Annotated in this window: 8 protein-coding genes, 1 tRNA gene and 3 rRNA genes; 11 read left to right on the top strand and 1 reads right to left on the bottom strand. The window is 51.6% G+C overall.

From position 1 onward, the window contains the following. The first annotated feature begins 24 nt into the window (after positions 1-24). From pssA to rrf, 7 genes are all read left to right on the top strand, one after another. Positions 25-837, top strand: coding sequence for a CDP-diacylglycerol--serine O-phosphatidyltransferase (gene pssA / locus PS2015_RS10660; RefSeq protein ID WP_058022225.1), 813 nt, complete (start codon positions 25-27; stop codon positions 835-837). 28 nt (positions 838-865) lie between these two features. Beyond that, positions 866-1909, top strand: a complete 1044-nt coding sequence (msrP, locus tag PS2015_RS10655; protein ID WP_058022224.1) for a protein-methionine-sulfoxide reductase catalytic subunit MsrP — start codon at positions 866-868, stop codon at positions 1907-1909. Next, positions 1910-2560: a protein-methionine-sulfoxide reductase heme-binding subunit MsrQ gene (gene msrQ / locus PS2015_RS10650; protein ID WP_058022223.1), complete on the top strand. Its 651-nt coding sequence runs from the start codon at positions 1910-1912 to the stop codon at positions 2558-2560. Between the two features lie 445 nt (positions 2561-3005). Further along, a 16S ribosomal RNA gene (locus PS2015_RS10645) occupies positions 3006-4542 on the top strand. 107 nt (positions 4543-4649) lie between these two features. After that, a tRNA-Ile gene (locus tag PS2015_RS10640) sits at positions 4650-4726 on the top strand. Between the two features lie 284 nt (positions 4727-5010). Further along, positions 5011-8065, top strand: a 23S ribosomal RNA gene (locus PS2015_RS10635). Positions 8066-8247: 182 nt separating this feature from the next. Further along, a 5S ribosomal RNA gene (rrf, locus tag PS2015_RS10630) occupies positions 8248-8363 on the top strand. The 16S, 23S and 5S rRNA genes sit together here with 1 tRNA gene alongside, the layout of an rRNA operon. Before the next feature lie 262 nt (positions 8364-8625). Here the strand turns inward: rrf and PS2015_RS10625 are convergent. Beyond that, on the bottom strand, positions 8626-9204 hold the full coding sequence (locus tag PS2015_RS10625) for an NnrU family protein (RefSeq protein ID WP_058022222.1): 579 nt from the start codon (positions 9202-9204) through the stop codon (positions 8626-8628). 194 nt (positions 9205-9398) lie between these two features. Here PS2015_RS10625 and PS2015_RS10620 point away from each other — a divergent pair, with 194 nt between their 5' ends. From PS2015_RS10620 to PS2015_RS10605, 4 genes are all read left to right on the top strand, one after another. After that, on the top strand, positions 9399-9899 hold the full coding sequence (locus PS2015_RS10620) for a DUF4136 domain-containing protein (RefSeq protein WP_058022221.1): 501 nt from the start codon (positions 9399-9401) through the stop codon (positions 9897-9899). Between the two features lie 21 nt (positions 9900-9920). Further along, on the top strand, positions 9921-10187 hold the full coding sequence (locus tag PS2015_RS10615; RefSeq protein WP_058022220.1) for an OadG family protein: 267 nt from the start codon (positions 9921-9923) through the stop codon (positions 10185-10187). A gap of 66 nt (positions 10188-10253) precedes the next feature. After that, positions 10254-12050: a sodium-extruding oxaloacetate decarboxylase subunit alpha gene (gene oadA / locus PS2015_RS10610; RefSeq protein ID WP_058022219.1), complete on the top strand. Its 1797-nt coding sequence runs from the start codon at positions 10254-10256 to the stop codon at positions 12048-12050. Between the two features lie 5 nt (positions 12051-12055). Next, complete coding sequence (locus tag PS2015_RS10605) at positions 12056-13186, top strand: sodium ion-translocating decarboxylase subunit beta (protein ID WP_058022218.1); 1131 nt, start codon at positions 12056-12058, stop codon at positions 13184-13186. Positions 13187-13199 lie beyond the last annotated feature (13 nt).

Here is a 13199-nt window from a genome sequence, read left to right as displayed (position 1 = left end):
GCCGATCAAAGGTTCTCAGAGTTAATGAGTAACGAAGACGAAAGTTTTATACCTATCGATGAGCATGAAGAGTTTGTGTCAGAAGATGGCCGCAAGATCAGCCGCAAAGGCATCTATTTGCTGCCCAATCTCCTGACTCTGGGTGCGTTGTTTGCAGGTTTTTACGCCATTATCGCGGGCATGAATGGAAATTTTAACGCTGCAGGATGGGCGATTTTGGTGGCGGCCGTCATGGATGGCCTGGATGGCAGGGTGGCTCGCCTGACCAATACCCAGAGCGCGTTTGGTGCACAGTTCGACAGCCTGGCGGATATGGTGTCTTTTGGTGTGGCGCCAGCATTGATTGTATTCAGCTGGAGTTTGTCATCGCTTGGCAATGCCGGATGGGCTGCCAGTTTTATATTTATGTCCTGCGCTGCCCTGAGGCTTGCCCGTTTCAATGTTCAGCTGGGAACCGTGGATAAGCGGTTTTTTGTCGGTCTGCAGAGTCCAGTCGCCGCAGGTCTGGTGACCTTTATGGTTTGGGTGGCGTACAAGTATGAGATCGAGCCTGGCTTTGGACTGGCCGTGGCGACAGCGGTTTTGACAGCGCTCACAGGCTTGTTGATGGTGTCCAACTATCGCTATTACAGTTTCAAGGAAATTCATTTTAAAGGCACAGTGCCCTATGTGGTATTCGTCATGGCAGTAGTATTACTGGTCGTCATTGCCCAGCGACCCCATGAGGTGTTGCTGACCATGTGTGTTTGTTACGTAAGTTCCGGTCCTGTGATTGGCCTGTATCGAAAACTCAAGACACGTCGGAGCAATAAAACCGATACAGCATCTGAGTCGTAATCAGGATATATAAAGGCGAGGTGTGATCATGTTAATCAAAACCAGATCCGAAATTCCATCTTCTGAAATTACGCCAGAGTCGGTTTATCACAGCCGACGGCAATTCATGGGCAATGCGCTAACCCTGGGGTTGGGCGCTGCAGGCATGGGTGGGGCAGGGCTGTCGTTGGCGGCAGCGCCAGGTGATGGTCTGCGTGCTCGTGCGCCCTCAGATATGGTGAGATCGGCGCCGGCGCCGTGGTGGCAGGAGAAGTTTCAGAACATTCAGCCGGTTGAGCGTGGCGGAGACTTCTGGACCGACGAGGACCTGACGCCGTATCGAGATGTTGTGACTTACAACAATTTCTATGAATTCGGTATGAATAAGGACGATCCTTACAAGTATTCGCAGACTTTCAAGGTTGACCCCTGGTCTATCGATATTGGTGGTGAGTGCGATAAGCCAGGTGTTTATCATCTGGAAGACTTTCTCAAACCACAGCAACTGGAAGAGCGCATCTATCGCCTTCGCTGTGTAGAGCGCTGGTCGATGGTCATACCGTGGGTAGGGTTCTCTCTGGCCGATCTGATCCGGCGTGTTGAACCTAACTCAAAGGCAAAGTATGTCGCATTCGAGACTCTGGTGGACCCCGAGCAGATGCCTGCTCAACGGAGTCGCTTCAGTATCGTGGATTGGCCTTATCGCGAAGGGTTACGCATGGATGAGGCGATGAATCCGCTGACATTCCTGGCGGTCGGACTTTATGGTAACTATTTGCCTCCGCAGAATGGAGCGCCTATCCGCCTGGTCGTGCCCTGGAAGTACGGTTTCAAGAGCGTTAAATCAATTGTGAAAATCCGCTTCACTGAGCAGGAGCCGCCAACGACCTGGAACATGATGCAGCCCAGTGAGTACGGCTTTTACGCGAATGTTAACCCCAATGTGCATCATCCACGATGGCGTCAGGATATGGAAACTCGTTTGCCCAGAACGTTGTTCTCGGTGTCCCGTCAGGATACCCTGATGTTTAATGGTTATGGCGACCAGGTTGCTCATTTGTATGAGGGCATGGATCTGGCGCGCTACTATTGATTGGCGGCTCGCGTGGGTCTTGATGGTGTGTCGACATGGCGACGCAACCCGCAGCTGTGGCTCTGGTTGCGTCGGCTGGTCTGGGTTCTGGCGTGTGTGCCTTTTGTATTGCAGGTGCAGGGCATCGTAACGAATACGCTGGGTGCCGATCCAGCCAAGGAGCTGGCACTTGATACCGGGCGCTGGACTTTGCGCTTTCTGCTGATGAGTCTGGCGATAACACCACTGCGGGAAATTTTCAGCCTCGGAAGCTTGGCGCCGCTGCGAAGAACGCTGGGGTTGTTTGCCCTGTTCTACGCAAGTCTGCATTTTCTTGTCTATATACTCTTCCTGCTTGAGTTGCGCTGGTACGAGATCGGTACTGATATCCTCGAGCGCCCGTATATTACCGTGGGATTTGTGGCTTTCCTGATTTTGTTGGCGATGGGTATCACTTCGCCCAAGCGCATGGTCAGGCGCCTCGGTAAGCGCTGGAAGCCGCTCCACAGGATGGTTTACCTGGCTGCCGTTCTGTCGATTTTGCATTTGGTCTGGATTCTGCGAACAGATGTTTTCGATGCGGTTTTTTATGGTACACTGCTTGCCCTGCTTTTGGCTTACCGCGGCTTCAATTCAGTGAGGAAGCGGACTAACAGGCCGATCAGGAATTGACGTCTTTATTGTGCGTCGTGTCCGGCAAGACTTCTGATTAAAAATTTGTCGAAAAAGCTTGCAGCAAAAAATGTCTATGGCATAATGCGCGCCCCTGACAGCTGAAGGGTAACTTTCAGGTTGGGGCAGCAAGAGAACTGATCGACAAATTGTTTGAAAAAGCTCTTGCCAGAATGATTCAAACGCGTATAATACGCGGCCTCTTAGCCATGAAGGCTGAGGCAAAAAGTTCTTTAAAAGACAGAGATTAAGTAATAGAGGTGGGTGCTTGCCGGGGTGTTTTTGCGACATTTCGCAAAGATATCAAAGGTAAGCAACTGCGTTAATTTACTGAGTAAATTATTTAAGTCTTATAGACAGTAGTTGTGACTTTGAGCATGATTTAGCTTGAGAGTAGTTTTGGTCTAGTTAAGCAGTACAGATCAAGTGAACTCGAGCGAACCTTAAACTGAAGAGTTTGATCATGGCTCAGATTGAACGCTGGCGGCAGGCTTAACACATGCAAGTCGAGCGGTAACAGGGGTAGCTTGCTACCCGCTGACGAGCGGCGAACGGGTGAGTAACGCGTAGGAATCTGCCTGATAGAGGGGGATAGCCCGGGGAAACCCGGATTAATACCGCATACGCCCTACGGGGGAAAGCAGGGGATCTTCGGACCTTGCGCTATCAGATGAGCCTGCGTCGGATTAGCTAGTTGGTGGGGTAAAGGCCTACCAAGGCGACGATCCGTAGCTGGTCTGAGAGGATGATCAGCCACACCGGAACTGAGACACGGTCCGGACTCCTACGGGAGGCAGCAGTGGGGAATATTGGACAATGGGGGCAACCCTGATCCAGCCATGCCGCGTGTGTGAAGAAGGCCTTCGGGTTGTAAAGCACTTTAAGCAGGGAGGAAAGGGCAACGGTTAATACCCGTTGCAGTTGACGTTACCTGCAGAATAAGCACCGGCTAACTTCGTGCCAGCAGCCGCGGTAATACGAAGGGTGCAAGCGTTAATCGGAATTACTGGGCGTAAAGCGCGCGTAGGCGGTTTGGTAAGTGTGATGTGAAAGCCCAGGGCTCAACCTTGGAACTGCATCACATACTGTCAGGCTAGAGTACGGGAGAGGGGGGTAGAATTCCACGTGTAGCGGTGAAATGCGTAGAGATGTGGAGGAATACCGGTGGCGAAGGCGGCCCCCTGGATCGATACTGACGCTGAGGTGCGAAAGCGTGGGGAGCAAACAGGATTAGATACCCTGGTAGTCCACGCCGTAAACGATGTCAACTAGCCGTTGGGAGCGTAATGCTCTGAGTGGCGCAGCTAACGCACTAAGTTGACCGCCTGGGGAGTACGGTCGCAAGATTAAAACTCAAATGAATTGACGGGGGCCCGCACAAGCGGTGGAGCATGTGGTTTAATTCGACGCAACGCGAAGAACCTTACCTGGTCTTGACATCCAGAGAACTTTCCAGAGATGGATTGGTGCCTTCGGGAACTCTGAGACAGGTGCTGCATGGCTGTCGTCAGCTCGTGTCGTGAGATGTTGGGTTAAGTCCCGTAACGAGCGCAACCCTTGTCCTTATTTGCCATCATTTAGTTGGGCACTCTAAGGAGACTGCCGGTGACAAACCGGAGGAAGGTGGGGACGACGTCAAGTCATCATGGCCCTTACGACCAGGGCTACACACGTGCTACAATGGGGCGTACAAAGGGTTGCCAAGCCGCGAGGTGGAGCTAATCCCATAAAACGTCTCGTAGTCCGGATTGGAGTCTGCAACTCGACTCCATGAAGTCGGAATCGCTAGTAATCGTAAATCAGAATGTTACGGTGAATACGTTCCCGGGCCTTGTACACACCGCCCGTCACACCATGGGAGTGGGTTGCAAAAGAAGTGGGTAGTCTAACTTCGGAGGACGCTCACCACTTTGTGATTCATGACTGGGGTGAAGTCGTAACAAGGTAGCCGTAGGGGAACCTGCGGCTGGATCACCTCCTTAAACAGAAAGCGCAAAGCATCCCGGACAAGTGTCCACCTCTATTACTTAATCCTGAACTTTTTAGAACCCAGGGTGGTTGCCTTGAGCGACCGACCTGACACGGATTCGGGTCTGTAGCTCAGTTGGTTAGAGCGCACCCCTGATAAGGGTGAGGTCGGCCGTTCAAATCGGCCCAGACCCACCATATTAGTGTGACTGGTTTACAGTAATGTGACTGGCCATTAATAGTTTCCTGGATCCTGTAGATTCAGGTAAGTGTTCTTTAACAATCGATGAATGAAGACACAGCTTGTTAGTGTTTTTTGTGCTGTTTGTCACGGAGACGATCTGTGATGGGCATTTAAGTGCAAGAGATAACTGATGAGATGTGTATGCTGAATAAATTTATACAAGCGCAAAATCTGTACGATGATCGAAGGCGAGTTTGGTTGTGTAATGTTGGGCTTTTAAAAGAGTCTGAGGTTATATGGTCAAGCAATTAAGCGTACGTGGTGGATGCCTTGGCAGCCAGAGGCGATGAAGGACGTGGTAGGCAGCGAAATGCTTCGGGGAGCCGTCAAACAGGCTTTGATCCGGAGATGTCCGAATGGGGAAACCCGGCCCACTTGTGGGTCATCCTTAACTGAATCCATAGGTTAAGGAAGCGAACGCGGGGAACTGAAACATCTAAGTACCTGCAGGAAAAGAAATCAATTGAGATTCCCTAAGTAGCGGTGAGCGAACGGGGAAAAGCCCTTAAGCAATTTTAGTGTTAGTGGAACGGTCTGGAAAGTCCGGCGACAGTGGGTGATAGCCCCGTACACGAAAGCACTGGGATTGTGAAAACGAGTAGGTCGAAACACGTGTAATTTTGACTGAAGATGGGGGGACCATCCTCCAAGGCTAAATACTCCTGGCTGACCGATAGTGAACTAGTACCGTGAGGGAAAGGCGAAAAGAACCCCGGAGAGGGGAGTGAAATAGACCCTGAAACCGCGTACGTACAAGCAGTCGGAGCAGGCATTGTGTCCTGTGACGGCGTACCTTTTGTATAATGGGTCAGCGAGTTAATGTCAGTAGCAAGGTTAACCGTGTAGGGGAGCCGTAGGGAAACCGAGTCTTAACTGGGCGAATGAGTTGCTGGCATTAGACCCGAAACCGGGCGATCTACCCATGGGCAGGTTGAAGGTGCCGTAACAGGCACTGGAGGACCGAACCGGGATCTGTTGAAAAAGATTCGGATGACCTGTGGGTCGGAGTGAAAGGCTAATCAAGCCCGGAGATAGCTGGTTCTCCTCGAAAGCTATTTAGGTAGCGCCTCGTGGAATTGACTGCTGGGGGTAGAGCACTGTGTCGGCTAGGGGGTCATCCCGACTTACCAACCCGATGCAAACTCCGAATACCAGTAAGTTTTATCACGGGAGACAGACGGCGGGTGCTAACGTCCGTCGTCAAGAGGGAAACAACCCAGACCGCCAGCTAAGGTCCCAAATATCAGTTAAGTGGGAAACGATGTGGGAAGGCTCAGACAGCTAGGAGGTTGGCTTAGAAGCAGCCATCCTTTAAAGAAAGCGTAATAGCTCACTAGTCGAGTCGGCCTGCGCGGAAGATATAACGGGGCTCAAACTGATAACCGAAGCTGCGGATACGTGCACTTCATTAAAACCATTTGTAAGGCAAGCTCCTGTCGCGCGTTAGCGCGACAGTCAAGCACCCCCCAACGTCGAGTCGGGGGTAAAGCTCCTGGCGCGCGTTAGCGCGACAGTCAAGCACCCCCGAACGTTGAGTCGGGTGCAGGAAGTGGGTTTAATGAAGTGCACGTATGGTAGAGGAGCGTTGTGTAGGCCGTTGAAGGTGAATCGAGAGGTTTGCTGGAGGTATCACAAGTGCGAATGCTGACATGAGTAACGATAAGGGGGGTGAAAAACCTCCCCGCCGGAAGATCAAGGTTTCCTGTCCAACGTTAATCGGGACAGGGTGAGTCGGCCCCTAAGGCGAGAGCGAGAGCTGTAGTCGATGGGAAATCGGTTAAAATTCCGATACCGGCTGTTACTGCGATGGAGTGACGGAGAAGGCTAGGCCAGCGCGGCGTTGGTTGTCCGCGTTTAAGGTAGTAGGCTGAGGGTTTAGGTAAATCCGGACCCTTAAGGCTGAGAGCTGATGACGATCCTGTTTTTAAACGGGAGAAGTGGTTGATGCCCTGCTTCCAGGAAAAACTTCTAAGCTTCAGGTAACAGACGACCGTACTGTAAACCGACACAGGTGATCAGGTAGAGAATACCAAGGCGCTTGAGAGAACTTGGGTGAAGGAACTAGGCAAAATGGTACCGTAACTTCGGGAGAAGGTACGCTCCTTTTGGTGAACTATTTACTAGGTAAGCTGAGAGGAGTCGAAGTGACCAGGTGGCTGCAACTGTTTATTAAAAACACAGCACTGTGCAAACACGTAAGTGGACGTATACGGTGTGACGCCTGCCCGGTGCCGGAAGGTTAATTGATGGGGTTAGCGTAAGCGAAGCTCTTGATCGAAGCCCCGGTAAACGGCGGCCGTAACTATAACGGTCCTAAGGTAGCGAAATTCCTTGTCGGGTAAGTTCCGACCTGCACGAATGGCGTAATGATGGCCACGCTGTCTCCACCCAAGACTCAGTGAAATTGAAATCGCTGTTAAGATGCAGTGTACCCGCGGCTAGACGGAAAGACCCCGTGAACCTTTACTATAGCTTCACACTGGACTTTGACACTATCTGTGTAGGATAGGTGGGAGACTTTGAAGCAGGTGCGCCAGCACTTGTGGAGTCATCCTTGAAATACCACCCTGGTATTGTTGAGGTTCTAACTCAGTGCCTGAAACGGGCACGAGGACCGTGTGTGGTGGGTAGTTTGACTGGGGCGGTCTCCTCCCAAAGTGTAACGGAGGAGCACGAAGGTACCCTAAGAGCGGTCGGAAATCGCTCGTTTAGTGTAATGGCATAAGGGTGCTTGACTGCGAGAGCGACGGCTCGAGCAGGTACGAAAGTAGGTCATAGTGATCCGGTGGTTCTGAATGGAAGGGCCATCGCTCAACGGATAAAAGGTACTCCGGGGATAACAGGCTGATACCGCCCAAGAGTTCACATCGACGGCGGTGTTTGGCACCTCGATGTCGGCTCATCACATCCTGGGGCTGAAGCCGGTCCCAAGGGTATGGCTGTTCGCCATTTAAAGTGGTACGCGAGCTGGGTTTAGAACGTCGTGAGACAGTTCGGTCCCTATCTGCCGTGGGCGTTGGAGATTTGAGAGGAGCTGCTCCTAGTACGAGAGGACCGGAGTGGACGAACCTCTGGTGTTCGGGTTGTCACGCCAGTGGCATTGCCCGGTAGCTATGTTCGGACAGGATAACCGCTGAAAGCATCTAAGCGGGAAGCCTCCCTCAAGACGAGATCTCCCTGGGGCCTTGAGCCCCCTGAAGTGCCGTTCGAGACCAGGACGTTGATAGGCTGGGTGTGTAAGCGTTGTGAGGCGTTGAGCTAACCAGTACTAATTGCACGTGAGGCTTGACCATATAATCGCAGGTTTTTTTAAAGCGACAATTATATGAGACGAACTTGCATGTTCGAATCAGCGTATGGATAACGTGGTTTGTATAGATTTTAGAAAGACAAAGACAGCATACGATCTTCATTCAGTCGATTGTCAAAGGGTAAGCGGTGGTGTGTTCAAATGGACACAGCCATCCACGGTTTGCCTGACGACCATAGCGAGTGTGAACCACCTGATCCCATCTCGAACTCAGAAGTGAAACTGCTCAGCGCCGATGGTAGTGTGGGGCCTCCCCATGTGAGAGTAGGACATCGTCAGGCATCAAAAAAGCAAAAACCCCTATCGGCGCTGCCGGTAGGGGTTTTTTGTTTTTGATACTCGCCGATGTTCTACGGACATGGTCACTCGGGCCTTCCTTGGCCCTCGCCCTTCGGGCAGCCTTCGGCTGTGCAAAACGGCTGTCCTGCCGTTTTGTCAGGCATCAAAAAGCAAAAGGGTCACCCCATCAGGGGTGACCCTTTTTTTATGCCCGGGATTGAATGACACTGCCTGCCGTACACGGTGACAGTGTCGTTTCAGCAATCAGGGCATCGGGCTGATGCCAATCAGTACTACGTGTAAGTACATGGCGAATACGGCCCAGCTTGCGAGGCCTGCGATAATCACTGTGATGTCCTTGCTCATGCCGCCTGCGGGGTAGGTCACGCCGTTTATACGGTCCCGTTTACGACGGATTACAAACCCGGCAACACCCCATACTAAAAACGATCCGAACAGCAACAAGTCAGCCAATGTTCCATTCGCCAGTAAATGTGCCAGAGCCCAGAACTTAACGGCCAGCAGCATAGGATGCCCTACGCGCGATTTTAGCCGATTCCCAGGCACATACGTGGCAGCCAAAAGAATAAAAGCGATAAGCGTTAATAGCAGGGCTGTGTGGCGCATCGCCACAGGAGGTTGCCATAACCAGATGGGAGACTGCCGTGCTTCTGCATATCCATAGATAATCAGAGCCAGTGATATTAGTGATGCAACTGAGTAGAGTACTTTCCACCAGCGCTCACCAATTTGTCTGATTATGTTACTTCTGCGTTCCGGAGCAAAAATTGCGGTAGAATGCAGGCTCAGAAACAGAGCAAGACCCACGATCAATAATGACATAATTTCAACCTGTTGCTGTTATGAAAGTTGTTGAGAGTATATAGGTAAGTCGGTGCAAGACAAGTAAGCATCAGGACAAACCACTCATAATGTTGTATTGTTTGCGCCTTTGAGTGCGCTTTATAAAAACTAATAAGAGGACACCACACATGTCAGCAAGAAACTTGAGCCCGCGAGCGAGTGCAAGATTTATCGTGAGTATATTGTTGTTGGGCTTCCTGGCGGGCTGCGCCCAGACCGGGCATCAAATTGGTTACAGCGTGAATGTGTGCTGTCCGGGAGATTATGCGTCCTACGAGTCGTATGGGCTGCAGACCCAGGATATTCCGGGTTTCTTGTCTGAATATGTGGTTGCGGAATTAGACGCAGCATTGCAGGAGAAGGGTCTGGTCCGCAACGACCGGCTGAATGATGTGGTCGTGACATTGAGTTACAGGCATGTAAACCTTAATCCGGATCAACAGGACATTGATCCCTTTGAGCGTCGTATCGAAGAAGATGTCATGCTTCGATATGTCGCAACCCTGCTGATCGATATCGCTGAATCCGACTCGGGGAATATCGTTTGGTCTGGACAGATCAATCGTATACATACCGTGCTGCCGGGCGAGTATATGCACGAAGACAATGCCCGCCCGGAATTTCGTGAGGCATTTCATCAAGTACTGAGCAGCTATCCAGCGTTGAACCAATAAAGCTTGCAAGGGGGGAGCGATATGTCGGAATTGATGCTGGAAGGTTTTAATCTCGCCCTTTACGGGATGGGCTTTGTATTCACTTTTCTTGTTCTTCTGGTGTTTCTGACAGTCGCCATGTCAGCAGCGGTATCGCGTTTTTCTCCCCCCGCGCCAACTGTTGTGCCCAGGCGAAGAACTTCAAAACGCAAGGATAGCGGCAGCGGTGCTTCAGCTAAATCAGCGGATAAGGCGCAAATAGTGGCTGCTATTACTGCTGCAGTCAGACAGCATCGTCAATCGGATTGACATAATTTCCTTCCAGATACACTGTGGCTGGACTGCCACCCCGGATAACAAAAAGGGTTATATCTCATGAGCGACTCCAAAAAGCCTCTGGCAATTACTGATGTCATTCTTCGCGACGCGCACCAGTCCTTACTTGCTACGCGAATGCGACTGGACGATATGCTGCCCATTGCGGACAAACTCGATAAGGTTGGTCTGTGGGCAGTTGAGTCCTGGGGTGGAGCAACATTTGATGCCTGTATCCGCTATTTGGGTGAAGATCCCTGGGAAAGGATAAGAAAACTGAAAGAGGCCATGCCCAATACGCGTCAACAAATGCTGTTCCGCGGACAGAATATTTTGGGTTATCGACATTATGCGGACGACATTGTCGATCGATTTGTCGAGCGTGCCGCGGTAAATGGGGTAGATGTCTTTCGTGTATTTGACGCCATGAACGATGTACGCAACCTTGAAACAGCCATCAAGTCAGTACGTAAACATGAGAAGCATGCGCAGGGCACCATGTCATACACCGTCAGTCCGGTGCATACATTGGACAGCTGGTTGCAGATGGCCCGTCAGATAGAGGAGATGGGGGCTGAATCCTTGTGTATCAAGGATATGGCTGGCCTTCTTGCGCCCTATACAGCCTATGAATTGATCACTAACCTGAAAAAAACAGTGTCGATTCCGATTCATATGCAATGTCATGCAACGACCGGGCTGTCTACTGCGACTTATATCAAGGCTGTGGAAGCAGGAATTGACAATCTGGACACGGCGATATCTTCCATGAGCCTGACTTATGGTCATACCCCTACAGAAACGATGGTAGCGATGCTGCAAGGCACTGATCGTGATACTGGCCTGGATATTGTGTTGTTGGAAGAAATAGCATCTTATTTCCGGCAGGTGCGCAAAAAATATGCCCGGTTCGAAGGGGCCCTGAAGGGCATTGACTCGCGAATTCTTGTGGCTCAGGTGCCTGGCGGCATGCTGACCAATCTCGAGAACCAGCTGCGCGAACAAAACGCGACTGACCGCCTGGATGAGGTGTTGGAGGAAATCCCGAAAGTTCGGAAAGATCTGGGGTATATTCCCCTGGTCACGCCGACATCGCAGATCGTTGGAACACAGGCGGTTCTTAATGTCCTGTCGGGTGAGCGTTACAAGAATATTACCAAAGAAACTGAAGGCGTCCTGAAAGGCGAATATGGCGCGACGCCTGCGCCGGTCAATGAGGCGTTGCAGCAGGCGGTCTTGCAGGGCGGCGAGGCGATCACCTGTCGTCCGGCAGATCTGCTCGATCCGGAGTTCGAGCGCTTGCAAAGAGAGTTGCTCGAGCTGGCCGACAAAGAAAAATTTGAAATAGTAAATGGGATTGACGATACGCTGAGTTATGCCCTGTTCCCTCAGGTGGCGCTGAAATTCTTCCGCAACCGTAACAATCCAGATGCATTTGAACCGGCTCCCTCAGAGGAGCCACCCACTGAACCCACTAACGCGAAGACCGCTCGTAAGAAGCCTGCACAGGATGGCGTTTACACGGTCGAGGTGGATGGTACAGCCTATGTTGTCAAGGTAACCGAAGGCGGCGAGCTGACGGACATCGCTAATAAAAACGTCGCCAACAATGCTTCCGACGTCAGTCAGACTTCAGACACAGAAGGTCATGACGTGAATGCTCCGCTTTCAGGGACCGTACATAAACTGATGGTCAATGAGGGTGATACGGTAGCATCCGGTGATGTCCTGATGGTTCTTGAGGCGATGAAAATGGAAACGGAAATTCGCAGTAGTAAGGATGGCGTGGTTGTCGTGATTCATGTCGATGAGGGAGAAACTGTGTCCTCCGGCGATGTTCTGGTGACGCTGGAGTAGGATAGATGGATCAATTAATTGAGTTGTGGCAGTCCACAGGCATCTATCAGATGGAGCCGAAACAGTTACTGATGATACTTGTCAGTCTGGTGTTGTTGTACCTGGCTATTGCAAAAAAGTTTGAGCCTTTGCTGCTGTTGCCGATCGGTTTTGGCGGTATGCTGGCCAATATCCCCGGCGTGGAAATCGCGGTTGGAGATGGGGTTCTTGCGCAATTCTACTCAATGGGATTGTCTACCGGGATATTTCCACTTCTCATCTTCCTGGGTGTCGGCAGCATGACCGACTTCGGGCCGCTGCTGGCCAACCCCAAGACTCTGCTTCTCGGTGCTGCTGCCCAGTTCGGTATTTTCGCTACCGTTTTGGGTGCTTTGTTCTTTTCGGATCTGGGGCTATTTGATTTTACAATAAGGCAAGCTGCGGCGATCGGTATTATCGGCGGTGCCGATGGACCAACAGCCATTTATGTGGCGGGGATGCTCGCACCGGAATTGCTGGGTGCCATTGCAGTATCAGCTTATTCTTACATGGCGCTGGTCCCGTTGATTCAACCACCTATTATGCGGGCGCTGACAACAGTGCAGGAGCGTAAAATTGAAATGACCCAGCTGCGTGCCGTTTCGCAGCGAGAGAAAATTCTGTTTCCGCTGCTGCTGCTGATATTGGTGGCGCTGGTAATTCCCAGTGCTGCGCCGCTACTCGGTATGTTCTGTCTGGGCAACCTGATGCGTGAATGCGGTGTTGTCGATCGCCTGACAAAGACAGCGCAGAACGCACTTATCAATACCGTCACTATTCTGCTGGGTTTGGCAGTTGGTTCAAGACTGATTGCAGAACAATTTCTGGTGCCCAGCACGCTGGGTATTCTGGCGCTTGGCATTGTGGCGTTTTCAATCGGAACCGCGTCAGGTGTGTTGATGGCCAAGCTCATGAATGCCTTGTCCAGCAGCAAGATCAATCCCTTGATCGGTGCCGCCGGTGTGTCTGCCGTCCCGATGGCCGCCCGCGTTGCCAATCGCCTCGGAACCGAGGCGAACCCACACAACTTCCTGCTGATGCATGCGATGGGTCCCAATGTGGCCGGCGTCATTGGTTCAGCTGTTGCGGCAGGTATTCTGATTCAGATCGTGGGGTAAGCAGGACTGTCAC

This window comes from Pseudohongiella spirulinae (assembly GCF_001444425.1).
In the GTDB taxonomy this organism is placed as follows: Bacteria; Pseudomonadota; Gammaproteobacteria; order Pseudomonadales; family Pseudohongiellaceae; genus Pseudohongiella; species Pseudohongiella spirulinae.
This window is presented reverse-complemented; position numbering and strand designations above follow the sequence as displayed.

Bases quoted from the DNA above. Each gene is read 5' to 3' on its own strand.
- pssA (WP_058022225.1), top strand. From the start codon at position 25: ATGAGTAACGAAGACGAAAGTTTTATACCTATCGATGAGCATGAAGAG.
- msrP (WP_058022224.1), top strand. From the start codon at position 866: ATGTTAATCAAAACCAGATCCGAAATTCCATCTTCTGAAATTACGCCA.
- PS2015_RS10625 (WP_058022222.1), bottom strand. From the start codon at position 9,204: ATGTCATTATTGATCGTGGGTCTTGCTCTGTTTCTGAGCCTGCATTCT.
- PS2015_RS10615 (WP_058022220.1), top strand. From the start codon at position 9,921: ATGTCGGAATTGATGCTGGAAGGTTTTAATCTCGCCCTTTACGGGATG.
- oadA (WP_058022219.1), top strand. From the start codon at position 10,254: ATGAGCGACTCCAAAAAGCCTCTGGCAATTACTGATGTCATTCTTCGC.
- PS2015_RS10605 (WP_058022218.1), top strand. From the start codon at position 12,056: ATGGATCAATTAATTGAGTTGTGGCAGTCCACAGGCATCTATCAGATG.